The sequence below is a fragment of the Bremerella sp. P1 genome, assembly GCF_028748185.1.
In the GTDB taxonomy this organism is placed as follows: Bacteria; Planctomycetota; Planctomycetia; order Pirellulales; family Pirellulaceae; genus Bremerella.
Map to the genome: position 1 here is coordinate 5842692 of NZ_CP118164.1, position 26058 is coordinate 5868749.

14 protein-coding genes and 1 pseudogene are annotated in these 26058 nt (G+C 54.7%); 5 read left to right on the forward strand and 10 right to left on the reverse strand.

The window, feature by feature from the left end; translation table 11 throughout:
* Window positions 1-54 precede the first annotated feature (54 nt).
* A complete protein-coding gene (locus PSR63_RS23970) occupies window positions 55-267 on the forward strand; it encodes an RNA polymerase sigma factor (RefSeq protein WP_274328282.1) in 213 nt (70 codons plus the stop codon).
* Between the two features lie 9 nt (window positions 268-276).
* On the opposite strand, the gene PSR63_RS23975 is transcribed toward PSR63_RS23970, so the two are convergent.
* Window positions 277-1451, reverse strand: a protein-coding gene (locus tag PSR63_RS23975) for an IS3 family transposase (protein WP_274328283.1) whose coding sequence is annotated in 2 segments (ribosomal slippage) — window positions 277-1187 and window positions 1187-1451 — 1176 coding nt in all. Because the reading frame shifts where the segments join, the coding sequence is not laid out codon by codon here.
* A 79-nt stretch (window positions 1452-1530) separates the two neighbouring features.
* On the opposite strand from PSR63_RS23975, the pseudogene PSR63_RS23980 reads away from it, so the two are divergent.
* From PSR63_RS23980 to PSR63_RS23990, 3 genes and pseudogenes are all read left to right on the forward strand, one after another.
* Window positions 1531-2559 (forward strand): annotated as a pseudogene (locus PSR63_RS23980) (DUF1501 domain-containing protein); the annotation flags it as partial.
* 401 nt (window positions 2560-2960) lie between these two features.
* Window positions 2961-5042, forward strand: a complete 2082-nt coding sequence (locus PSR63_RS23985; RefSeq protein WP_274328285.1) for a hypothetical protein — start codon at window positions 2961-2963, stop codon at window positions 5040-5042.
* 15 nt (window positions 5043-5057) lie between these two features.
* A complete protein-coding gene (locus tag PSR63_RS23990; RefSeq protein ID WP_274328287.1) occupies window positions 5058-7007 on the forward strand; it encodes a GDSL-type esterase/lipase family protein in 1950 nt (649 codons plus the stop codon).
* A gap of 351 nt (window positions 7008-7358) precedes the next feature.
* Here PSR63_RS23990 and PSR63_RS23995 read toward each other — a convergent pair whose 3' ends face one another.
* The 3 genes from PSR63_RS23995 to PSR63_RS24005 form a co-directional block, all read right to left on the reverse strand.
* Window positions 7359-10397, reverse strand: a complete 3039-nt coding sequence (locus PSR63_RS23995; protein ID WP_274328289.1) for a PVC-type heme-binding CxxCH protein — start codon at window positions 10395-10397, stop codon at window positions 7359-7361.
* A 54-nt stretch (window positions 10398-10451) separates the two neighbouring features.
* Window positions 10452-11798 carry an SGNH/GDSL hydrolase family protein gene (locus tag PSR63_RS24000; protein ID WP_274328291.1) on the reverse strand — a complete coding sequence of 449 codons (1347 nt, stop codon included), beginning with the start codon at window positions 11796-11798 and terminating at the stop codon, window positions 10452-10454.
* Window positions 11799-12266: 468 nt separating this feature from the next.
* Window positions 12267-13217 carry an NHL domain-containing protein gene (locus PSR63_RS24005; protein WP_274328292.1) on the reverse strand — a complete coding sequence of 317 codons (951 nt, stop codon included), beginning with the start codon at window positions 13215-13217 and terminating at the stop codon, window positions 12267-12269.
* 483 nt (window positions 13218-13700) lie between these two features.
* Here PSR63_RS24005 and PSR63_RS24010 point away from each other — a divergent pair, with 483 nt between their 5' ends.
* Complete coding sequence (locus PSR63_RS24010; protein ID WP_274328293.1) at window positions 13701-15689, forward strand: sulfatase; 1989 nt, start codon at window positions 13701-13703, stop codon at window positions 15687-15689.
* A 271-nt stretch (window positions 15690-15960) separates the two neighbouring features.
* Here PSR63_RS24010 and PSR63_RS24015 read toward each other — a convergent pair whose 3' ends face one another.
* From PSR63_RS24015 to PSR63_RS24040, 6 genes are all read right to left on the reverse strand, one after another.
* A complete protein-coding gene (locus PSR63_RS24015) occupies window positions 15961-17382 on the reverse strand; it encodes a DUF1501 domain-containing protein (RefSeq protein ID WP_274328295.1) in 1422 nt (473 codons plus the stop codon).
* 6 nt (window positions 17383-17388) lie between these two features.
* A complete protein-coding gene (locus tag PSR63_RS24020) occupies window positions 17389-20346 on the reverse strand; it encodes a PSD1 and planctomycete cytochrome C domain-containing protein (protein ID WP_274328297.1) in 2958 nt (985 codons plus the stop codon).
* Window positions 20343-21134, reverse strand: a complete 792-nt coding sequence (locus PSR63_RS24025; RefSeq protein WP_274328299.1) for an IclR family transcriptional regulator — start codon at window positions 21132-21134, stop codon at window positions 20343-20345. The genes PSR63_RS24020 and PSR63_RS24025 overlap by 4 nt, the downstream gene beginning before the upstream one ends.
* A gap of 1092 nt (window positions 21135-22226) precedes the next feature.
* Entirely contained in the window at window positions 22227-23588 is a 1362-nt protein-coding gene (locus PSR63_RS24030; protein ID WP_274328301.1) for a sigma-54-dependent transcriptional regulator, read from the reverse strand.
* 4 nt (window positions 23589-23592) lie between these two features.
* The gene (locus PSR63_RS24035) at window positions 23593-24954 is read right to left on the reverse strand and encodes a sensor histidine kinase (protein ID WP_274328303.1); all 1362 of its coding nucleotides are present in this window, start codon (window positions 24952-24954) and stop codon (window positions 23593-23595) included.
* A gap of 124 nt (window positions 24955-25078) precedes the next feature.
* Window positions 25079-25744 (reverse strand): carbonic anhydrase, encoded by a 666-nt coding sequence (locus PSR63_RS24040; protein ID WP_274328305.1) that lies wholly within the window; start codon window positions 25742-25744, stop codon window positions 25079-25081.
* Between the last annotated feature and the right edge of the window lie 314 nt (window positions 25745-26058).

The window sequence follows — 26058 nt, forward strand, 5'->3', positions numbered from 1 at the left end:
CACCGCTTGTGGAAAGTAACAATACCGACACTGCTTTACAGGGTTTGTATTGATATGCTTTCGGAAGACCAACAAGTTCGATTTACTGCTTTTTGGACCGACGCTCAGCCGAGTGTGAGTCAGTATGTGGCATCACTGATTCGGGACCAGTGGGCGGTTCGAGATGTCGTTCAGAATACTTCCATGATTCTGCTGCGGAAGTATCCAGAGTACGACGATACTCAGCCCTTTCTTCCGTGGGCATTGGTGACCTGCCCCCACGAATGAAACCAGTCTTTAAGTTGTAGTTTTCAAGGATTCTTCCAGGGGAAGGTGCTGGAGCGTAGCGGAAGCAGCTTCCCCTGGAAGAATTGCCTCCGGTGCCGGTGGACGGTACCCCAGCGAACTGTGCGGGCGTACCGTGTTGTACTCGACGCGCCATCGTTCGATCAACACTTTTGCCTCCAGGAGCGTGTCTAAGAGCTCTCGATCGAGCAGTTCATCGCGTAACTTCCCGTTGAAGGATTCGATATAGCCATTCTCCCACGGGCTGCCTGGTTCAATGTACAAGGTGTTCACCTCGACTCGTTCCAGCCAGTCACGCACCTTTGTGGCGGTGAACTCTGAGCCGTTGTCGCTCCGGATGAAGTCCGGCACGCCTCGGCGAACAAACAGGTCACTAAGCCGCTCCAAGACGTCCTCACTGGTTAGTTGTCGGGCCACGTCGATCGCCAGGCACTCACGTGTGTATTCATCGATCAGTGTCAGCATCCGGAAGGCTCGACCATCGTGCGTTCGGTGATGCACGAAGTCATAGCTCCAGACCTCATCGCGTTGACTCGGCCGCAAGCGAACACACGAACCATCATTAAGCCACAGGCGACGTCGTTTAGGCTGCCTTTTCGGCACTTTCAGGCCTTCACGACGCCACAGGCGTTCAATGCGTTTATGGTTCACCTGCCAACCTTTCCGTCGTAGCATCTCGGTAATTCGCCGATAGCCATAACGGCCGTACTGTTCAGCAAGTTCAATCATCTCCCGGACCAGGCGAGGCTCGTCATCGGGAACCCAGCGAACACGGCGCTGCGTGGAACGAGGCTGTCCCAGCACCCGGCAGGCCCTCCGTTCTGAGACTCGCTCGCGTCCCAAGGTATCTCGCACGTGCTCGACGAATCGCCGTCGCTTGTCCGGGCTCAGAAGTTTCCCGAAGCGGCCTCCTTCAGGATCGCCTTGTCGAGTTCGGCATCAGCCAGCAGTCGCTTCAGGCGAGCGTTCTCTTTCTCGAGCTCTTTCAAACGCTTGGCCTGATCGGTACGAACACCACCATACTCCTTCCGCCAGCGGTAGTACGTCTGCTCTGTGACGCCGATGGCCTTGCAGGCCTGGGCAATTGTCTTGTCCTGCGAAAGAAGCACCTCCGCTTCGCGGAGATGCTGAATGATCTGCTCGGGCGTGAATCTTCTTCTAGGCATAAGAAATCTCCCTTCAAATGGGCATGCATTCAGCAAAAACTAATTTACCGAATGGACGCGGTTGAAGGGGGCAGGTCAGCTGCGTAGCATGCATACAGACGTGCCGGACCATGCTCGTGCCCAGATGCAGATGCACACCGGCAACTTTCAGTTTCCACGACCTTCGCTAGGAGTGTGGTCGCTCTATGGTTTGGGTTCGGTTTCTGAAAACTTGCCTGGGTATGTCTGGATCGAAGCGGCCCGAGGCAGCAAGCATATTCTCTCCAGCAGTTTCCTGCCGGGCGTCTATCAGGGTTCGGACATCTCGATGCCACCAGCGAGTACCGGGCAACAACGCAGACGCCGCCGAGAAGAATCAATCGAAGGCGTCGCCAACATCAAGAATTCCAGGCTAAGTCCGGCGCTACAGCGCAAACAGCTCGACTACGTTCAAGCGCTCAATCAAGAGAAGCTGAAACGGGAAGAACAACAGCCGGCGGTCGATGGCATCATCGAATCATTCGAACTCGCGTTCCGCATGCAAGACTCGTTGCCCTCGGTTATTGATACTTCTGGCGAATCACAGGAAACGCTGAATTTGTATGGGATTGGCAACCCAGAGACCGACGAGTTCGGCCGCAAGTGTCTCTTGGCCCGAAGATTAGCTGAGTCAGGCGTCCGTTTCATCGAACTGAGTCACACCGGTGCATGGGACACGCACAGCGACCTGAAGGCCCGGCTATCGGAAAGCTGTCGGCAGGTCGACCGGCCAATCGCCGGGCTATTAAAAGACCTGAAACGCCGCGACATGCTGAAAGACACGCTCGTGATTTGGGCCGGCGAATTCGGCCGCACACCACACGGCCAAGGGGGCAATGGCCGTGACCACAACGCCAAAGGCTACACCACGTGGATGGCCGGCGGCGAAGTCAAAGGTGGCTTCAGCTACGGATCGACCGACGAACATGGCTACGAAGCAGCAATCGACAAGATGCATACCAACGACTGGCACGCAACCATTCTGCATCTGCTTGGTTTGGATCACGAGCAACTAACTTATCGATACGCTGGTCGAGACTTCCGCCTGACTAACGTTGCTGGGAAAGTTGCCAAAAAGCTTCTGGCCTAGCCACGCGTCGACTGGTGAGAATGCCGATCCTCAGCGGATTTTGCATGCAGTTGAAAAGTAAAGAAATTCAAGTCGGGGAAACGGTATTTGAACTGTTCCACGATGCTGCATCTTACCAGCTACGGGGGAGCGTATCCTGGGGTAGTCCGTCACCGGCAAGTTTTTAAGGGGGTTTCCATTCTTTGTTGATTGAGAGGGTATTCGCATGGTTACAACGATGCAGACCCCTAACCGTGCTCTTCAGTCCGATGCGGATGTGACCTGCCCCCTTCAACCTCATCCCCTCGGTAAATTAGTTCTTGCTGAATGCATGCCCATTCGAAGGGAGATACATCCATGCTGTGCCTTCACGACAGTAAACAGGGCGTTTGATAAATTATGTGATCTCAATGGTATCGCAGATGGACTATCATAGTAGCTTGCCACGTAGCGAACGTACCACCAGTCGGTTGCTCATGAACGGAAAGCTCGAAATGATCGCACAAAACTTTTCGCGTTTGATCGTCCTTCTCGCAGCGTTGTGCTCAGCCGTAACCACTTTCGCGGATGGGGCCGGCGATGTAACGCTACGGACCGATCATCCGCACTATCCAGGTGAAGGTGTATTTCAATCGGTCGACGATTGCATCCGTTTTGCAACCGATGGGAAAGCAGGCGATCAGGAAAAGGCCATTGCGCTTTATCTCTGGATGCTGACGCACCAGTGGCACCTTGCTTCGCCGCAGGAGTGGAATGTCCCAGGCGAGACGCCCGACACAAACATCTGGCGCGACGACATGGTCGTGTACGACGCCAATCGGGCGCGGTTCTCCTACGGCTACGGCTTGTGCGGAACGGTTCATTCCTGGAACGAGCCGTACTGGAAAGCCCTGGGAATGCAGGTCCGCCGGCGCGAGTTTCCCGGCCACGTGAACAGCGAAGTGCGTTACGGCGGACGCTGGCATGCGTTCGATACGGATATGGCCGGCATTGTGTTTGGCAAAGACGGAGCTGTAGCCGGCTATGAGGACATCATCGCCGATCCATCGCTTGTCGAGCAAACACACGCTCCGTTGCCTTGCTATCCGTTTGCCTGGCCCAGCGACTTTAAGTCGATGAAAAAGGGCTGGGAGAAAATCGCCCGAGGCGGCAATTGGCACAAAATGTATAACAGCGGCTACGTTGCACACCCTCCGATCGTACATGTGCGGCGAGGCGAAACGTTTACGCGGTGGTTCGATCCGGGTCACTATGGCGGCAAGGACAAGCGGCGGTTCTGGCATCACCAGGACAACGGGCCTTTTCGCAACTGGACGTTTGCCAATCAGGGCACACCAGAGCATCGCGGCGCCGAGGCCAATTGCCGCGGCAACGCACGCTACTGCAATGGCGAGTTCGTCTATCAGCCGGACCTTACTTCCGTTGCGTATCGAGACGGCGTCGTCGATCAGTCGGCGAACGTCGTGCCGTCGATGGATCAGCCGAAGTTGCGAAGCCAAGATGGCAAACCGGCGATCGTGACGTTTGAACACTTCTCGCCCTATGTCATTTGCGGCGATCCGGTTGACGACGCCAACCCGATGTCCGGAACGGCAACGGACGGACTGATTGTCGAGGGAACTGCCGTGGGGAACGTTAGCGTGGAAATCTCCGTCGATCAAGGACAAACCTGGCACCGACTGAATTCCGTGACGGGCAACTTTTCACACGATTTAACTGAACACGTAAAAGGACGCTATGGCTGGCAGTTGCGGTTCGGCTTCCAAGACAAAGCCGGCCTCGACGCACTAAAGTTTACGACGACTACGCAGGTCTGTCAGGCCATCTATCCTCGTTTGACGGACGGCGGTTGCCGCGTTGCTTATCGCTGCGCCATGCGTGGCGTCACACCGGTGTTGCCGAACTTCGGATCGGACGAGGCAACGCTCCGGACGGTTGAGCAGAGGGATATGAGGTCTGACAACGTGGTTTACCAGCCTAGAAGTTCCCAGTCGCGCCTTGCCTATCGCACCACGAACAACAGGCCTGGGCATGTCGTGTTCCGCGTGAACGCAGGCGAGCGTGAACTACTCGAGGTGTATGCGGCGGTACGATATGGCGTGCGTGTGCCGCCGTCGGGCAACTGCGATTATCGCATCGAGATCTCCACCGACGATGGCGAATCATGGCGGCCGCTCGCCCGAGCCGACATCCCCGCTGACAACGAATTTTCCAGCGGTTGGATGTATGGAAAAGCGGACGTTGCAGAAAGCGATACGAACGAGGTGTTGGTGCGGATCCAGCTCTACCAGGGCGGATACCAGGCGGGAATGATCGACGCTCAGTTCTATGGAGTTTACCGAAGTGCGCCTCCGCCCAGCGCGATCGTAACCTACGGCTGGAAGGAAGCCGGCGAGTTAAAGCGACATACCGAACGGATTCCTACAGCGGCGCGTGAGCACGTATTCGAAGTGCCGACCGGCAAGATAGACGTCGATGAGTTCGTGCGTATTCAGGTACCATAAATAAAAGGATTAGGCATGTTTTCACAACTGCAAGCGGTTCTATCCGGTTGTCTGCTCCTTTTCCTCACAGCGACCAGCCTGGCTGCGCCGCCGCACGCTGATTGGTTTCCCAAGGCGACGCCGCTGCCAAAACCGACAGGCGAAGTGATTCAAGCCGCGACGGTCGAAGAATTGTTTGCCGCCGCTCGCGATGTGAAGCCGGGCGGTACGGTTCTGATCGCGGACGGGCATTACCGAATGCCTCGGTACTTTGAGATCGCGACCGACAATGTCACTGTGCGCGGCGTCTCGGGGAATCGCGACAAGGTCGTGCTCGATGCCGCCGGAAGCCGCCATGGCGAACTGCTCGGCGTTACCGGCTGCGAAGGAGTAACGATCGCGGATTTGACGATTCAAAACGTCAAGTTCAACGGCATCAAGATTAACTCCGATCGTGGCGCTCAGCGCGTGACGGTACACAACTGCGTGCTGCACAACATCTGGCAGCGTGGTATCAAGGCGCCGGGTATCCGCGACGACGACCCAAGGCGGCGCCCGCGCGATTGTCGAGTTCAGTTTTGTTTGTTCTACAACGACCGGGCGAAACAATTTGCTGACGACCAAACCGACACGGCAAAGACGTTCAACGGCAATTACATCGGCGGCATTGACGTTAAGAATACGACCGACTGGAAGATCACGGATAACGTCTTTATGGGCATCCAAGGACGGACGCGTGAAGGACGCGGATGCATCTACATCTCGGAGAACGGCCGCAAATGCGTGATTGAGCGGAACATCTTTCTGAACTGCGACATTGCGATTGCTTTGGGAAACCCGTCGTTGGAATACTCGAAGCACCACGCGGTCGATTGCACGGTCAGGGGCAATTTCATTTCGGATTGCCCAGAGACGGGAATCCTGTCTTGTTACACCAAGGATTGCGAGATTGCCAACAACTCAATCCACGATCCCAATAGCCGGCTGGGAAGGCTCGTCTGGGTGCTGAACGCGAACGACGGGCTAAGCATCGTCAACAACTTGCTCGTCGGGCGGCCCGTCCTTACCACTAGCGACAGCCGGATTCAGCAGAAAGGTAACACCGTCTATTCGTCACTGGCAGAAGCCCGCACCGCGAATGGAACGGCGGGACAAAAGACTCTTTCTTTAACTCAAATGTCCGATGCTATCGAACTACCGAAAGAGTACGCAAAGCAGCAGGCGCAACAGCAAGCCTCGCTATTGAAGCCAGGCGTGCAACCAAAAGACGTCATCGAGGCGATGCGGAAAGTTCATCAGGGATTCAATGGCCAGCAAGGCTATGTCGCGCAGTTCGGCGATTCAATCACTTATTCAATGGCGTTCTGGACGCCGATCGGCTGGGATGATCCGGATCGATTCCTGATGCACGACGACGGGATGCCCAAAGCGCCCAAGAACACCCGTTGGCGCGACTATGTGAAGGGAACGAAAGACAAAGGGCCCAAGCATGCCAACTACTCCGGTTGGACCGTCGGGCAATTAAATAGAGCAGTGGATGAAGTTCTAGCCCGCGACAAACCGGAAGTGGCGATCATCATGATCGGCACCAACGACATCTCGGGCGGCAAGCTGCCCGCGGCGTATCGTGTCGGGTTGGAACAGGTCGTGCAGAAATGCCTTGATGCGAAATGCGTTCCGATACTAAACACGATTCCTCCTCGCCGAGGCCGCGACGAGGCGGTGGCCGCCGCGAACGAGACGATCCGCAACGTCGCAACGGAGATGCACGTGCCGCTGGCGGACTTTCACTCCGAATGTGTGCGACTTCGTCCCGCCGATTCATGGGACGGTACGGTGATCTCCCGCGACGGCGTCCATCCCAGCGGCGGCAAGTCGAACGAGTACACCGAGGACAACATGCGTAATTGCGGCTACGCCCTGCGCAACTGGATAAATTTCCTGGTCCTCAGACAGATTTACTTCCAAGTGCTCGACAAAGATTGAGAGATCACCTCGCCGTACCTTGAAGACGAATTGCAAATGCTGTTTTGAACGGGACGTCTGTTGAAAATTCCGAAGAACGAGGAGGCTCGTTCTCACTGACAACCGCTTCAACCGCTCCGCTTCCAGGTCCTCGTTGGTGAAGCCGAGCGGGCGGCCCAAGGCGTATTCAATTGACCTGCCCCGTTTAACCATCTCCCAGACGAGGCGAGACTCGCCATTTCGACCAATCGGTGATCTTCTCGGCTGAGGCGATGTTTACGGCAGAGAGAGCAATTGCGAGGGCGAACAGGCTTCTGCCGTGCGAGTTGACTCGTGAGCTTGTTCTATTGTCTTCAGCAAAGGCGATTCCCATTACTCCGACGGCAAAGGAGCCTGAACGCTTGACATGAGGTAAGCAATCAGGTCACGGGTCTCGTCATCGCTCAGTTTTTGCAATTGACCTTCCGGCATCAGCGAGACTTGGCTCGTTTTCATCTCCTCTATTTCTTGTCGGTCGATCGTGACTGTCTCGTTTGGCGATTGCAGTGTGATAGTCCGCTCATTCATTTGGCTGATGACGCCATTGAGGACGCGACCATCGTCCATTGCTACCAGTACGGTCCGGAAATCGGCACCAACGCTCGCGCTTGGGTCGATGACATTCTCCAGAAGGTAGTCAAGATTCTTGCGATTAGAGCCGGTCAGGTCAGGTCCCAGCAGGGTCCCTTGCCCGAACAATACATGGCAACTAGCGCAGGTGTTTTGAAACAACACGCGTCCTGCCGTCAGATCGGCTCGCGATAAGACGTCAGGCGATAGCTTCGCGCGATAGGCATCGATCTGGGTACGCTTCTCGGCGGCACTAACTCGCAAGTCTCCCCAGAGTCGTGTCAAGTCGCGTGTCAGCGTTTCGTCTTCCAGTGAGGCGATCTGTCTGGCTTGAAATGCAGAAATCTCGCTCGCTGAAATGCTCTTCGCCTCGACCGCGTCAAGCAGCGCTCGAGCGGAATCTGTTCGTGACACCAATGTCTGAATCATTTCAGTACGAGCTATCGCATCGAACTTACCTGCCCGCTGCAGGATCTTCGCGGGAATCGTAGGATCGTCGTAATGCGTCAATCCCTTCAGGGCGTCGACCGTCATACCCGGTTCGTCCAAAAGAGCCACTAACGTTGAGCCATAGTCAGCCGGTGGACTTACCAACAGAGAACGAAGTGCCGATCGGCGTGCATCGGTCGGTCGCTCTTTATCGGTCACGATCGCGCGGATCTCATCCATAGCGCGGCCATCCCCAAACACGACACTCAGGTTTTGCACCAGAGTACGAATCTCTTCATCTGATGACTGCCCAAACTTCTTCGCCGCCTCTCCCCAATGCGCGGGCGCCGCAACTTTCTGCCAACCGCTCAGCCCCAAGGCTATTCCGCGAATGACACTTTCTCCGTGGCTGCATTTTCCAGCCGTAGCTAATTGCAGCATGCGATCCACAGCTGTCGGTTCGCGCTCGATTTCCTGCGTTACGCGTCGCACGATCAATTCGGTCAATAAGGGCATCTCTGATTTTTCCGCGAGCGCGATCGCTTTCGCTAGGTCTCGTGGAACCGCTGGCTCAATCCCATACCAGACCATAAGCGGCAATCGCCCATCCTTCGCGAACTCCGGGCGAACCGCCAACCGCTCGGCGATCCTCCATCGTAGATCGACCGGCAGCCGCTGTAGAGAAGACGCCAGGTGCAGCTGCACGATCCCAGATGGATCTTTGGCTGCTAGATTCTCGAGTGTTTGCAATGCTTCGCTGGAAGGGGCTTTTCCTGCTTGCGTTGTCAGATCGACAAAGAATTTGAGCACGGCGGCCCGCTGGTATTCATCTTCGGTGGCTAAAGCCGAAATCCACCACGCTTCGTCCGCCGCACCGGTCGTCGCAATTGTCTCTAGTAGGCGAATTCGGGCTATGGGATCGCTGGTCTCCCGCAGGCGTTCTTTCAGTAGGTGATGAATTGCCGTCGATTCGGCCTTTGTTGCGGTGCGCTGGGTCAACAGACGCCGCGATTGCCGAGCCCACCATGTGTTGCGATGCGCCAGAAGCGATACCAACTCAGCACTAGCTTTATCTTTCAGATCGAACGCCGCAAGCGTTTGCTGATCGCCGTAGGACAACTTGTAGATGCGCCCGCTACCGTAGTGAACGCCATCGTGATCGTGGCATTCGCCGGTATCACTCCAGTCGGCGATGAAGACGCTACCATCGGGACCGGTGATCAATTCCATTCCTCGGTACCAGGGATCTTCGATAAAGCAAAAGTCGGCGCCGTGCGTCGCGACGTACCCCGCGCCGTCCCGTTTGAGCAGGTCGGTGTTGAGCCGCCGGCCATGCAAATTGAGCGTGTAGATACGATCGCGATATTCATCCGGCCAATTATCTCCCTGATAGATCATCAGCCCGATATGGGCGTGCCCACCTCCCGCTTCGCTCGTGCTGTCGGTGACACCTTTACGAACGTCGGACCAGCCTTCTCCTTCGTCCCAATGAACGTGATCGGCGACCTGCTTAATTAATTGGTACGAATGAGGATTGATGTCGATACCGAACATCCGTTCCGTATGGGCACTGGGGATTACCTGCCACAAATGCCCTATCACCGTGTTGATGACAAACATCTCGCCATGCGAATCAAAGTCAAATCCCCACGAGTTCGTCATGCCGTGCATGACGGGTTCGGCGACCTCACGCGTCGGATGGTAACGCCAAACTCCGGTGTTGATTGCAAATCGCTGGGAGTCGCTCGCGCCTGGTTTGCCGACCAAACTTGTACCTAAGATGCCATGCCGTCCGTAGAGCCAACCATCGGGGCCCCACTTCAGTCCATTGGCAGGCGTATGCGATATGCTGCTCCCGTCGACAAAACCATCGAGTACAACGACCGGGGCGCCATCGGGTACGTCGTCCCCGTCTTTGTCAGGTATGAATAGCAACTGGGGAAGACAGATCGCCCAGATTCCACCGTCTCCCACTTCGATGCTGGTCAACTTGCTCGCCTGATCCCAAAAAACGGTCCGCTTCTCAAACGTCCCATCTCCATCGGCGTCTTCAAAAATCAAGATCCGATCGCGCACATCGGCTTTGAACCCACCAAATCCGCCCCCGGCCCAACTGAAGTTTTCGGCGACCCACAGCCTGCCTCGCTCGTCGAATGTCATCGCGATAGGGTTGCGGACATCGGGCTCCGCTGCAACCAACGAAAGGCGAAATCCCGGAGGCAACTTCGTCTTGGCGATTACGTCGCTGGGGGCCATCGGTGTTGCGACCGCCCGTTCGGTATCCGGAGGGACGGGAAACTCTTCACCGACCGACGTATTGCCGAGCGTGATAAGACCTACGACGGCGATCAACGCCTGCATTGCGAGTTTCATCTTTTCTGTTTTCCACGCTTATAGTAAGACAGCGAAATCGACCTTGGCGAGCTTCTACTTTTGTGGAAAAAGCTCCATGAGTGCGTCGGCGAAGATGCTGAGCCCCTCGGGTCCTGGATGATTGATGCAGTTCACCATGAGGCTGTTGTATGGAATCCCTTGTCGCCATAGTCGTCCATAACGGAGGGACGCATCGGCAAGCGCTACTGGATGCCTGGCTGCGAATTCACGCAGCCCCTTCACGTAAGGACGTGGGTCCTCATCGATGTCATTCTGTCGATCCAAGCCCATCCAGTCTGGTCGCACATAGTGAGGTGTCAGAATGATCCACTCTGCGTCAATTCCCTGAAAATCGGTCAATAATTTGCCGTATCGATTCTCAACCATCTCGGGGTTCAGACCGGCGTCGTTCACAAACTCGCTGATTGCTAGGTCCGGCTTGGCACCTAATACGGTTTCCTGATAGTTGTGAGGCTCACCCGGCGGAACCGCCAGGTAGGAACCGGTTGTCCGACCGCCCCAAGCTTCGGTGACCAGTTCGATCTTGGCTTGGGGAAAACGCTGCCGCAGCCTTACGACAAATTGCTGTTGCCAGTGCTCACGCTCTGGTTGGGCCAAGTAGGCGCCTTCGGTCACGCTGTCTCCCCAGGCCAATATGCGGAGCCGTTCACCGGATCGCAACTTGGCCAGTGCACGCGGAATTTTCTGCTCCGCCGGTGAAAGAGAGGTCATCGCCGGCTTGGGATATGCGGTCTCCATAATGGGAAACAAATTCTTCTTGGTCAGCCGCTCAATCTGGCCCGGTATCCAAACGTTCGCCAAACGACGTTCCGTCGCGATGACCTGTGGTGCCTTCGGAGTCTCAGCCGCTGGTTTGCCGACTCGATATTCGAGTTCCCCCGCGCCGGTCAATACGATCGAATCAATCCGCGAGAGGTAATGTTGATAACTGATAAATACCGGGCTCCCCTCGGCTATCCGCCCGCCGGCGACGCGACCGATCCCTCCCCAACGATTTTCAAATTCATAATCGCGGCCACGGACAAAAGTCTCGTCCGTCTCATTCGGCCCGCTACGAACGACTACGCTCGCCGGATCTAACAAGTCTGGAGCCGTTAGCGATTCGGCGATCAACGCCGCTAGGCGAGCCCCGCGTCGATACTGCGGCCCCGCGGGATCGTAAATTGGCAAACTCGCATGGCGTTCGGCCGTCACCGTAAACAGCCGCGGTGCATCGACCGCGACTAACGCTGACACTTTCGGATGGTTCTTACCGTCGGCGACGTCAACTTTTATTGCCCAGTCCCCAACCAAGGCAACGTGGGCCGCAGGCTCCGCGGCTGAAGTAACTGATGTCGCTAGCCCACTGATAAACAACGCTAACACATGGGTACGAAGCACGGCGATTCTCCTGAATGAAATGCATGATTCTGAGCGAATCGGGGTAGGAACCGAGATTGTCTCGGCTATGGTGCGAAATGCTAATCTGGCGGGCAATGTTAAATATAGACTAAAGCTGACCTGCATTAAGGGGGTAATTTCGGGAGTCGATTGCCGACAATACAAGCCAAGGTAATGTTGTGTGGGCCTGCTTCGGTAAGGCTCAACTCAGATAGGCTTAGGAATCTCGTTGTGGTGTCGGTCGGTTCCTGGGAATTTATAGTCACCGGTGGGGAGGGCTCATCGGTCACCTTCTGTCGTGCCACGGCCGAAGAGATTCGCCCTCACCCTGCTAGAATACTGCCTGCTATTGATACTCCAAGGGCGATTTACTTGCGAGCCAAGGGCTAAGTTGCAAATGGACGACTAGGCCTGTCGCAATACCTTCGTTCTGGATTCCCACTTTAGGTGTAATCGTAATGATTCTGGTTACTTGTAAGGAAACCGAAGAACACGGTTGTTGTAGCTGTCGGCGATATAGAGCCAGCCATCCTTCACCCTTACGCCGTGGGGTCGCGCTAGTTGTGATCTCAATGGATCATCCGTGAGGGCAGACCCTTGTTTCTCAGGAGTTCCCGCCAGTAATTCAAGCAATCCGGTCTCTGGATTGTAGCGGCGAATCACGTGATTCTCTGTATCTGCGATGATCACGCGACCCTTCGGGTCAAGCGCCAGATGTTTCGGGCCGTTCAGCGTCGCCTCGATCGCTCGACCACCGTCTCCGGAATAGCCTTTCTTTCCGGACGCATTCACTACGGTACGGATGTGCCCCTTCGCATCCACCACGGCAAGTGAGTGCCCGTTTCGCGAGAGGATGTAGACATTGCCCTTGCGATCGGCCAACACGGCTCGTGGGTCCTTGAGCGAGGACTGGTTTGCCAGCGCGCCTTCCTCAGGTGTGGCGTTCTCGCCATTGCCGGCAAAGGTGTCGATTCGACCTGTTTCCATGTCCACGACACGGATTCGACGGTTTGCCAGATCGACCAGATACAAGCATTTGAAATCCGGACCGAAGGAGATCGAGAAGATGCCGCCCAATTTGGCCTCGACCGCCGGACCACCGTCGCCAGAAAAGCCTTTCACGCCAGTTCCCGCGACTGTCGAGAGTTGGCCTGTCGCCATGTCCAGTTTACGCACACGGTAGTTGTGGGTATCGGCAATGTACAGGCTTCCTTTCAGTCCGAGCACGATGTCATGCATCTCTGTGAATGTGGCCTTCAGCGGATCCGCCTCTTCCCGTGCACGTTCGGGGCCTTTTTTTATCTCTGTGCCAGGAGCGCCTGCGATGAAGCTTAGATTCCCATTTGGAGCAATCTGAAATACGCGTTGGGGTGCCAAATACTCGACGCCATAGATCAGCCCGGCATCGTCGATGGCCACACTAAAGGGAGCGAACAGGTTCCCTTTATTTAGAGGTTCTACGGCCAGAAGTGAAGCGCCGCTGAAGGGGATTGTCAGCAAACAAAGCGTGATGAGGGTTCGCATATATTTCCTTTAACTGATCTTTTCCACTGGCCGTTGCTCGACTCAACTGTCACGAACACGAGAGCTAGTGGCAATGTCGGTATGGTTAATCGTAAACGAATTCGCTTGATAAGTCGGTAGTTCGGTACTTGCTGCGAGCAAGATTGTCCTTCTTAGCATAGAAGAAGTCGACTATACACTGTGCGCCTAAATTGCACTTGTTTCATGCGACCGGATGAATCCGTTGCCGACCTTGGTGCTCTGTGACCGGCCCGCGCGAATGTAACCAGTTTTGAACTGATAATCTTCATGGTTTGACCTTCACCTCGCAGCGGACGATACTAAAGGCACTTATCGCCTATCTCGCCCTGCATAAAGTCTTTTGTTGGTTCTAGAACCATGATTCATGCACGATACCGTTATGCCCGACTCCTCTTTGTCGTATCTTTCACCTTGCTCCCAGCGTTCACAGCTCGACTGGCAAAATCGGCGGAAACTGATCGCGCGCCCAACATCGTGCTCTTTCTCGTGGACGACATGGGATGGATGGATAGTACTCCCTACGGTTCGCAATACTACGAGACTCCCAACATGCAAGGACTGGCCCAGCAGTCTATGCGATTTACGGATGCTTACGCGTTACCGCTCTGCTCGCCCACGCGAGCCTCAATTCTCAGTGGTCAATACTCATCGAGACATGGCGTGACGTCCGCGAGTGGACATCAGCCTGCAGCCCCGCAGGATGCTTCTCCGTATCCCGATAAAGCGCCACCGAACAGAAAATTCATCTACGCCAGTAGCCAGAATTACCTCGACCTCGATCTGCCCACACTTGCCGAAGTGTTGCAGAAGGCCGGCTATCGAACGGGCCACTTCGGCAAGTGGCACCTAGGCTTGAGTCAGGAGCATTGGCCGGACAAGCACGGCTTTGATATCGCCTTTCACGCTCAGCCGAGTCCCGGCCCGCCAAGCTATTTCTCGCCCTACGGAGTTCATAAAGATGGCAGTCCTTCCGGGCGGCATCATGTGGGGACGATCACTGACGGTCCGGATGGAGAGTACATCACCGATCGTCTAACGGACGAAGCAATCAAGTTTGTCGAGGCGAACAAGGACCGACCATTCTTCCTCAATTTCTGGCACTATGGCGTGCACGGTCCCTGGGGTCACAAGGAAGAGTATACCGCGGAGTATGCGAAGAAGACCGATCCCCGCGGCCAGCAGCGCAATCCAATCATGGCGTCCATGCTCAAGAGCGTGGACGAGAGTCTTGGTCGGTTGATGAATCGTCTGGATGAACTGGGCTTGGCGGACAACACGCTGTTCATTTTTTATTCGGACAACGGCGGCAACGTCCACAGTCGTACCTACGACGATAGCAAGATCGCGAAAGTCAAAGAAGGTCATCCGCAGTTCGAGGCAATTCAGGACTGGCGAAAATGGGCTGGGGGCGAACCGCCGACAAACAATGCTCCGCTTCGAGAAGGAAAGGGACGCATCTACGAGGGCGGCCAACGAGTTCCGTTGATGGTTCGCTGGCCAGGTCGAATCGAACCGGGCACCATCAGTGATGCAATCATGGGGCCAATCGATCTTTACCCAACTATTCTGGATGCGGTCGGTCTAGAGAAACCCCGCAATCACATCATCGATGGGGAATCTTTAATGCCGGTTCTCAAGCAAACCGGCAACTTTAAGCGTGAAGCCTATTTTACTTGGTTCCCACATTTGGTGCCTGCTGTGTCGGTTAGGCAAGGCGATTGGAAGCTAATTCGCCGCTTCGAGTCACATCCGAGCTATCCCGAATTGTACGAGCTTTACAACCTCAGGGAGGACATCGGTGAAAAACACAATCTTGCCACGCAGATGCCTGAAAAAGTCAAGCGGCTCGATTCCCTCATCGACCAGTTTGTCAAAGACACCCACGCGCGGTACCCAAAACCAAACCCAGCCTACACTGCGACAACCAAGACGGCCGACGTGACCGATGGACTTGTAGCACGGAGCTGTAAGCTCGTCGAAACTGGTGGCGCGATTCAAGTGGTGGGAGATGGACGGCTGCCGTTTCTCGGCACGGCTCGAGTCAAGCTAAGCGGTCCGCTCAAGGTGACTCTGATCGCTCGAAGCGAGTCGGGCGGCAAGGGACGCATCCATTGGAAAACCAATGGGCAAGATGACTTTTCGAAGACAGGTCAGAGCGTCGACTACGAGCTCCCCTCAGGAGAATCGTGGCAGAAGGTCATCGTCGAGCTTCCAGTCAAAGGCCAAACGCAGGTCGTGCGGTTGTACCTACCAGCGGATATATCACCCGTGCAAATTCGTTCGATACGTTTCCAAGATGCTCAAGGTCGTGAGAAGGCATGGGATTTTTCCGAGGTATCGCCATGATCAACCACAAGGACTTTGACGATGTCTGGAATGAGGGGGACGAGTAGACACTAAAGGCGGTCGACGGAGTGAGCGTTCTCGCTGGATATGGCTGCCCGTCCGCCTGGGAGCAGCGGATAGCTTTTGGCGTTCGTGCCAAGCGTGGATCTGGTGATCGCCCGACAAACCGGCGGCAGCAGCAACTGGGATTTCGAAGAATGCCCGTGCCGCACATGCGATGAAGTATAGCGTTAGGAGAGTCCGTTTCGGACCGTGCGAAACGAGAAGTCCTCTATTGCAAGATCTCGTGGACGACATGGCCATGAACGTCCGTGAGTCGGCGATCGATTCCATTCTGCCGGAACGTCAGCCGGGTATGGTCGATACCTAGCAGGTGCAAAACGGTTGCATGGAAGTCGTAACAGTAGGTCTTGCCTTCTTCGGCCTTGTACCCCCAATCGTCACTCTTGCCATGAGCCACCCCGGCTTTAACCCCGGCCCCCACTAACCAGGTAACAAAGCTACCGCCGTTATGATCGCGGCCATCGCCACCCTGGGCAAAAGGAGTTCGTCCGAACTCGGTCGTCCAGATCAGCAAGGTATCTTCCAACAATCCCCGGGCCTTCAGATCGCCAATCAGGGCGGCGATCGGTTGATCGACGCTCTGAGCGATCGGCGGAAGTTCTTTCGGGATACTGCTATGATTGTCCCAGTTGCCGGTTGCACCTTGCGGACCACTCCAAACCTGAACGAACCGCGTGCCACGTTCGATTAGCCGACGAGCAAGCAAACAGCGTCGACCGAAATCCTGGGTGACGCTTTGATCCAGACCATATGCCTGGTGGGTCTGTTTGGTTTCCAGCGAAAGGTCGAACGCCTCCGGCGCAGAGAGCTGCATCTTTGCAGCCAACTCGTAAGACTTGATCCGCGCATCGAGCCGCGTGTCGTTCGACCTTCGTGCGGCGTGCGCATTATTGATTTGATCCAATAAGTGCAAACCATCGCGATCGGCCGAGCTGGTCGCGAATTTGTACGCTTCTTTGGCGAAAAGATTAGGAACCGGCTGCGGCGAAGCGGCATTGATGACGGTGCCTTGGTGAATCGCCGGTAGAAAACCAGAAGAGAACGGCCCTCGCTGGTTGTAGGGCAATCCTTTGGCATCGGGCAGAACAACGAACGTAGGTAGGTTATCGGTGAGATTACCCAGCGCGTATGAGATCCACGCCCCCATGCACGGAAAACCAGGCAACAGAAAGCCGGAGTTCATCATGTAAGTACCAGGCCCGTGAACGTTGGTCTTCGAGGCCATCGCCATGAGAAACGCCATCTCGTCGACCCATTTCGCCTGATGCGGAAACACATTGCTTACCCAGCGTCCGCTTTCGCCGTACTGCTTGAATTTGAAGGGACTCTTCATCAGCGCGCCTGGGGCAGCGGTGAAGCCTTCCGGCTTTTCCGATGGACCAAGCTTCTGACCGTGCAGTTTCTCTAGCTCCGGTTTGTAATCAAACGTATCCATTGGGCTGGCACCGCCCGTCATGAACAGTTGAATGATCCGTCGGGCTTTCGGTGCATGGTGCAGCCCTTCGGCTACCGCCGGCGACGTCTCGGCGTCGGCATCGCGGGCCATCATCTGCGTCATAGCGATACCGCCCAGACCTCCTCCAATAGTCCAAAGGAAATTGCGTCGATCGGTTTGATATGTTGATTCCATGTTGGCCTAATCGACAAACAAGTATTCGTTACTATTGAGCAAAACACGGCAAAGTGCTTCTAATCCGTGCGATTGGGCGTATGACTGAAACGCTTTCTCTTCAGTCACTGTCGGCGCTCGCTGCCAACAAAGTTCCACGGCGCGTCGAATCTGTTGATCTTCGGGCATTTCACGTTTAACGCGATCGGCAATCCAAGTCGAAGCATGCAGGATGAAGTCGTTGTTGTAAAGCGTGAGCGATTGCAGAGCGGAGACCGAGAAGTTTCGCTTGGGGGTTAATAGCCCTAAATCTGGGAAGTCCAACGATTCCATAAACGGATCGGGAATGCCACGCCAAACCACTCGGTAAATGCTACGGCGTGCGGCCGAGTCGCTGTTCCAGTCGTATTTCGTGTAATCAAGAACAGGCGTCGCTTGGGGGCCTTTCGTTTTGGTGAACTGTTCAACCCCTTCTCCGCCCATCGTCAGGTCCAAGCGACCGGAGATTCGCAGCGTGGAATCGCGAATTGCATCGGCGTCCAGGCGTACGCGGTTCATGCGCCAGAGCAAGCGATTGTCGCGATCTACCTGGATCGCATGCGCAGGCATCGGGTCGATGACGCTGGCCTGCTTCCAGGTCTTGCTGGTCAAAATCAACCGATGTAACTTTCTGAGCGATCCCTGAGCGTCGTCACGAAACCAGACCGCAAGCCAATCAAGCATTTCTGGATGAGACGGCTCGCCGCCCATGCGGCCAAAATCATTCGGCGTTTCGCAAATGCCACGGCCAAAGTGATAGTGCCACACACGGTTCACAATGCTTCGCCAAGTCAGCGGATTGTCGGGATGGGCCAGCCAATCAGCCAAAGCGGCCCGGCGTAATGATTCCTGCTTGGGGTCCGCAAGTTCGAACCGCGCCGGCAACGGGTTGATCGCCGAGATCGCCCCAGGCCCGACTTCTCGAATCGGCTTGTCGATATCGCCCCGTTTGAGCAAGTGAACGACTTTCGGCTGAATTGGCTTCTCCTGCTTCTCGGCATACGACCAGAGTGGTGAGACCCCGTAAACCAGTTGTTTAGTAGGTAACTTGGCAATCGTTTCATTGGCATACGGTTCCAACGCGATCGCCGCGATCTCGATTTTCTCTGCCGGCGTTCGCTGGTCCGCTGGTTTTTTTAGTGCCTGTCGAACTTCTTCCGGGAGAATCCGCGCGGAAGTTCCTTCCGCATCGGTGATCGACAAACGAAATCGCCCGATGACATGCTTGGGAGGATAAAGCTGCTTCAGCGTGATCGCCAGTTTGCCACCTTGCTCGGCATCGATCGGCTCGGCGAATTCGAAAACGATGACGTGCGATTCGCTGACCCTCGGGTGAATTGCCCAACCTGACTTTAGATCTCCATCAATTGCCTGAGCCGAGGTCCAGCCCACCTGGTCGAAATCTGCCGAGGCTTGAGCAATCTTCAGCTTGACCGGCGTGGTGGCTCCTGCGGCAAACCACTGCATCTCGACCTCCGACAGGTGGAGGTTGCCGTTGTCGGCTCGACCTGGTCCACCTTGAGGATGACGCTCGTCCTTCAACACATCGAGTCGCACCGCAGTGATTCTTTTCAAATTGACTGCCGAAGTCACCGTGTATTGCTCTTGATCGGCGAGAGTGCCGTCGACGAAGATCGAGTTGTCATCCTGCTTGGTCAGTGTCGCGCCGCCTGCGGAAAGAAACACATCTGCTTCAAGCGGCTTCCATTCAACAGGCTTCGCTTGGCGTTCCTCCCAGCGTTCCGTCCACTGATCGACGATCGGAGCGTACGCTGGCCTCAACAAGACAGTGGCATCTTTCGCGTGAACGGCGGCAAGCAAGGCCTCCGTTTCCTGCCGCCGATGCATTACCTCGGAAGAGGTATCGAATTCAATGTCCCCTTTGCCAACACCGGCAAAGACCGCTTGCAACGAGTAGTAATCCTCTTGCGTAATCGGATCGAACTTGTGGGTGTGACAGCGTGCGCAATTGGCGGTCGTGCTGGCAAAAGCCGCCATTGTTTGCGTAACGATATCGTCGCGATCGAGGTAATCGAACGTCACCGGTGCCGTCGATGCGCGACTCAATTCGAGCGGACCCGCCGAAATGAATCCCAACGCTGGAGTCAATTGCGGCTGATCGGGATAGAACACGTCGGCCGCCAACTGTTCGCGAATGAATCTTTCCCAAGGCACGTCGGCATTAAGTCGCTCGATGACGTAGTCGCGAAACCGCCAGGCATTGGGGCGTTTCACATCGTGCTCGCAACCATGCGAATCAGCATAGTGAATCACATCCAGCCAATGTCGCGCCCATCGTTCGCCATACCGGGGCGAATCGAGCAGCTTGTCGACAAGTCTCTCCCAGGCCTGTGGATCGGGATCGTTCTCAAACGCATCGACTTCCTCAGGCGTCGGCAGCATGCCGTATAGATCGAGATATAGCCGGCGAGCCAAAGTCCGACGATCTGCCTCGGCGGATGGCTCCAAACCATTATCCTTCAGTTTGGAAGCGACAAAAGCATCAATCGGGTTAGCGCCGCCGATCGGAACAAGCGGCGGATGGAGCGGCTTCAGCGACCACCAGTCGAGCGGATCGGACTTCGGAGCGTCAAGGACTCTGGGATCGGGCGCGCCCTGTTCGACCCACTTTTCCAACAAAGCGATGTCTGCCGCGGCCAACTTCTCCTCAGGAGGCATTCGATGCTCTTCGTCGCTCCAGCGAACCTTCTGGATCAACAGGCTCTCGTCTGGCTTGCTGGCGATAACGGCGGCGCCAGAATCGCCCCCTTGCTCCCAACCTGACCGCGAGTCCAGCGCCAACCCGCCTTCCAGGGACTCGTCATGCGAATGACACTCGTAGCAATGAGTTCGCAAGATCGGCTCGATCTTGGACAAGAAGAAATCATCAGCCCAGAGCTTGGTAGGCAAAAGCACCAGAAGCAGTATCGGGAGCGAACGAATCATCGCTGCATCTTCCTTTGGATCTCGCCTGCCGCCTTGATCACTTCTTTCCCAACGTCCGGAAAGACCTTCTTGGGCATTCGGCCAGCTATGCCTGAGACCCATATTGTTGCGATCAACGTCCCCAGCGGATCACGAATTGGCGCTGCGACGCAGTGAATCCCTTCATCCGCTTCGCCCCAGTCGGTTGCATATCCTTGATGTAGGATTCGGTCGCACTCTTCCATCAGCTTGGTTCGACTGGTGATTGTCCGGTCGGTGAAACGGTTTAGTTTGATCCGCTTGATTGTCGCATCGCGCTCAGCCTTTGGTCGATGAGCCAACAAAACCTTGCCCGGGGCATTGTTATGAAGAAGGAAACGTAGCCCGAGTTCCACGCCAATTCGGATGGCCGACGTGCTTTCCTGCTTCTCGATAATCACCCCTTCATCTCCTGTTGGAAGTCCGAGTTGGACGGTCTCTCCAGTCTGATCCCGCAGGGCTCGCATCGAATCAAGAGAGCATTGCACCAAACTGACGCCGTGCACGCGCGGGTGAGCGATACTCAGAAGCTTGCCCGTAAGGCGATAGCGGGACGGAGACTGTTCCCGGACGACATAACCAAGGGCAACCAGGGTCTGAAGCAATCGCAGCGTCGAATTCTTCGGCGCTTCCAGTTCGGCACTAATTGTCGCAAGAGTCGCTCCGCGAGGCTGTGCAGCCAGCCCCTCTAAGATCTTCATGCCACGCTCCAGCGCAGGGGCCAATACCACCTCGGGCTTTAAAATCGCTTGATCGCTTACAGGTTCCATATTGTGAATGCGTTCCTTATATGGGATCCGATCCTAATGCCTGCCCCGCCTGATGTCAATTTTTTCAAGGACTACAGTAGCAGAAGAGGACGCTTTCGATCCCAGGTGATCACACGCCACCGCTGCCCGGTCGCGGTCCGCCATGTGCGATTGAAAATTGTACGAGAATAGACCGGTGTGCAATCACTTGGGATCAACCATTCCCTGTCAGTCCGAGTCTCGCGTCACGTTAGTTCGTCAGGGGCCAATCACGACTTGTTACGTCCGTTCAACGATGAGTGCAGCACCGCTCGGCAGGATTCGCCAGCGAATCATTGAGGGCAGAGGAAGCGTCGCGTAAAAATTCACGCCACTTGACGATGCTAGTGCTTCACCACGCCGCCAAGTCGTTCGCGGCAAGCTACGGATCCGATCGACAGGATATCGGACTCTGGCTTCTTCGGCATCGATACACACTTTGCACCCCGAATACACAAATTTCCTGAGAGTTAACGCGATTGAACACAACAATGTACAACGTTGTTGTACGAATCTTCGTAAACTACTTCTGTCACACGGTGTCAGGTCAAAAGGACAGGGCTTCCTGGGCGGCCTTACAACCTCAAGGTCGTTGGTTCAAATCCGGCCCCCGCCACTTAAACGCTGGTGTAGCAAATAAAGCTCAACCAGGTGTTTTCGTGCCTTCTTTGTTAACCAGATTCAAGAGTTTCCGAAGACAAGGAAATCATTGAGAAGGGGGAGGCCCGACGTTTTTATTTTGGGCATCGAGGCAAGACGCTCGAATAGCTTTAGGGAACCGCCAATTCGTACGGAAATTGGAGGCCAGTGTTCAAGCGACTGCCGGAGAAGATCTACTCGTCTACGATGGTTGTGAGAACCTCGCCGGAAACTTTCGTCAGGGACGTAGGGGAGGGGTGGATCGGAATCAGCCCGTCGCGGCCGCGGTAAGATCGCCGAGATTGTTTCGACACCAGATGAAAAGGTAGTCAATATCGATTGAGTCGGCGTCACAGTTCACCTCAGACGTTGTGTCTTGCCAACTCCACGAGGCGACTTCAAGAGATTACGGTAAGGTATTCTTCAAAACGGTGGTCAATGCAGTCCGTACCGGCTCATCTTATAGTGCAATGTGCGAACGCTGACCCCCAGCACTTTCGCGGTTTGTTCACGGTGAAAATCATTGGCCGCAAGGGAATTCAGGATTGCTTCCTTCTCGGCCTCTTCTGTTACTTCTGCCAGTGAGCGTGCTTTGCTTGCGGAAGCGTTTCTAGCAACCGAGCTTAATTCCGCAGGCAAATCATCCGCGGATATATTGTCGCTGCCTACCGTGACGACCAAGCGTTCGATGACATTACGTAATTGACGCACATTGCCTGGCCAATTTGCTGAAATGAGAACCTGCAAGGCCTCGTTGTCTACCGTCTTGAGTGAGCGATGGTGTCGCGTGCAAAAGTAATTCAGGAAATGCTCCACCAAGAGAACAATATCTTCACGCCGCTGCCGAAGTGGTGGAACTTCAATGGGGATGATGTTCAGTCGGTAGTAGAGGTCCTCTCGAAAACTCCCATCTTCTACTAATTGCGGGATGTCGCGGTTCGTGGCGGACACAATGCGAGCATCAGATGTAAGGATTGCTTCACCTCCCACTCTTGTGAACTGTCCTGTTTCAAGGACACGAAGCAAATCTACTTGGCTCTTCATGGGGATTTCGGTGATTTCATCGAGGAATAACGTTCCTCGCATGGACTGTTCAAAGCATCCAGGTCTTTGTCGAGAGGCCCCTGTAAATGCTCCCTTTTCATGTCCAAACAACTCGCTTTCCAATAAGTTCACCGGCAATGCACCGAGGTTGACGGGAATGAACGGGTATGTGGAGCGTTTGCTCAAGTCGTGAATTGCCCTGGCGATCAACTCTTTCCCCGTGCCACTTTCGCCATGGATCAAGATGGTGGCATCCGTGTCAGCAACCTGTCGAATCTGTCGCAGTACATCGTTTAGAGCTTGGCAATTTCCGATGATATTCGGCAATTCGCCTGCTTCAGCCAGCCGATCCTTCAAGAAGCGGTTTTCGGTCTGCAACCGATGGTGTTCGACTGCCTTGGCAACTTGCTGTCGGATTAAATTCAAATCAACCGGCTTGGTAATAAAGTCGAATGCCCCACGACGCATCGCGTCGACTGCCATCTCAACCGTACCGTGGGCAGTTATCATGATCATCGTGGTATTGGGTTCGCGCTGCTGGATCAGCGACAACAACTCGAGGCCATCACGATCCCCCGGCAACCGGACATCGGCAATAACAATCTGGAAGCTCTCCGTATCGAACTTGTCGAGTGCTTCGTTTACGCTACTCGCCGTGTCGATGTGATCGACCTCTTTCTCAAGGCCTTTGGCCAACCCGGAGCGAATGTTCGGCTCGTCATCAACAATCAGAATGCGAAAAGCTTCGTCCATGACCTTAGTCCGAAGGTAAAGTGACTTGTCGAATTGGCAACGTCATCACGAAGGTCGTACCTTCTTGGCTACTAAAGAAGTCAAGACTGCCATTGTGCTGTCGTACGATTTTGTCGCATATGGCTAGCCCTAAACCTGTTCCTTCGCTTTTGGTTGTGAAATAGGCATCGAATACCTGATCACGGAGATCCTCTGGAATTCCAGTCCCCGTATCCGAGATTTCGACACGAACCGCGTCGGAAGACTCCGTTACCGCAACGGAAAGTTTGCCCCCGTGGGGCATGGCTTGCATCGCGTTGACGAACAGGTTGAGCAAAGTTTGTTCCAATCGGACAAGATCTGCTGTTAAATTTGGCAAAGGAAAATCCGGCAGGACGAAATGAACCTCGATTCCCTGCTGATTCGCTTGAGGAATAGCCAGATCGACTTGGCGCTGGATGAGCTTGACAAGATTCACCTCTTCGAGCCTTAAATTGTCCATCGATGCAAACTCACGGAATCTCTCTAACACTTCCCCAATTCGCGTCATTTCCGACTTAATTACCGCCATCATCGGTTGCACGTCTTCGGAATCTCGGTTTTCCTCAAGTTGTTCTTCCAGGAGTTGGACATGTAGAGATAGAGCTGCCAGTGGATTTCGGATTTCATGATGAAGCCCTGCTGCTAGAGACCCAAGTCCCATATAACGTTCCATTCGACGCATTCTCTCTTCCATCAGGACGCGTTCCGTTACATTGCGTAGTTGCAAGACTTGGCCGATTTCCTTCCCTTCGAAGTCATTCAATGATTGACACGTCGCCCGGATGGTCCTTCCATCGGTACTAAGATGAAAATCTCTTGTCATTGACGATGACTTTGCCGTCTGCCCTTCAATTAAGAGCTGATCAAGGGCAAGGTCTCTTGAGAGCTCGTTAACGTGCTTGCCTATACAGTCGAGCGTGGCTCCCAATAAATCCATGCCATGACGATTGATGCTGGTAACGATGCTGTTTTGATCGGTTGTGATTACCGTCTGATCCATGCTGCTGAGAATATGACCGGCCAACGCCTTGATGTCCCGCAGGGATTCCTGCGATGACCTATAGGCGCGAGAAAGCAATATGAGCGCCAGACCAGTCGCGACAAGATTAAGAACGACAAGGATGGAAAGTCGAAACTGCCAACGTAATTCGCTAGCCAACTCCTTGGCCGTAGCTGTTGAATCACGGGGTAGTTTTGGCGTCAGTTCTTCGACGATGGCTTGTTCTCGCAGAAAGTCAGCCATCGTCCAAATTGTTATACCCAGTGCCGCGAAACTGAGCAGCAACAGTCCGGCAATGGAAAGCCGATAGCCCTTGCCGGTACCGACAGGTTGAGTTCGAAACATAGGAACAGCAGATTAAGGTATTTAAAGCGGTTGCTCCAACGATTCACACGGATTCCCCTAGTTGCGAGGTTACCAGAGTGCGCACTCAATCCGCTCGAACGTGAGATTCTGGTATCACCAGATCTTAGATCGGTGGAAGCGTTCGTTGTTTCTCGCTTACTGGTGAAGTGACATCCTGCAGTGGTAAGAACTGATTCTGATCCGGATCAAAGGCAAATACGTCGCCAGTCTCAAATTTGTAGACCCAGCCATGTAGTTTCAAATCGCCACGGCCAATTGCCGCAGCAACCGCAGGGTGGGTTCTCAGGCTCTCCAATTGAACCAGGACATTCTCTTCCACGGTCAGGGTTAGTCTCTTTGCCGGATCCGTTAAGTGGGAATAGTTTTCTTCGACGATTCGCCTCGTGGCTTCCGCGTGTTGGAGATAGGCGCGAACCGCCGGCATACTCTCGACCATTTCCGGCGTTAGGAGGCCGGCCATCGCTCCGCAGTGAGAATGTCCGCAAATGACGATATCACGGACCTTCAATGCCGCCACTGCATACTCGATCGTTGCAGCCTCACCACCAAGAATAGACCCGTACGGAGGGACAATATTTCCAGCAGTACGTTGAATAAACAATTCACCAGGTTTCGTCTGCGTGAGACGACTCGGGTCGATACGTGAATCCGAACAAGTAATAAATAACGCCAAAGGATGCTGCCCATCGACCAGTGTTTCAAATAGCTTTTGATCCTTGCTGAACTGCTCACTTTGAAATCGATGGATTCCTTGAACTAATTGCTGCATGGGTTGATCCCTTGGTTCAAAAAGATGGTCTGTGCAAAAGACTGCACGGCATCTGCAAAAAATTGCGTGATTGGTATTCCCAAATTCTATCCATTGTCCGGCCGATTGGCTGCCTGGTTTGTAGTTTTTGGGAACAAAAGTTTTGTTCCTAGCCCAACTTTCCGGAAGTGTACTCTTACTTGAATGCCCGGATTCAAGATCTTTAAACCTCCTTCCGGCATGAAGATTGCATAGAGCAACAGTGATCTATACGAATAGTCCCTCCCCACTCGAGCAGGGATCGATAAGCCCCGCCTATTTCGTCTGACCGTTAG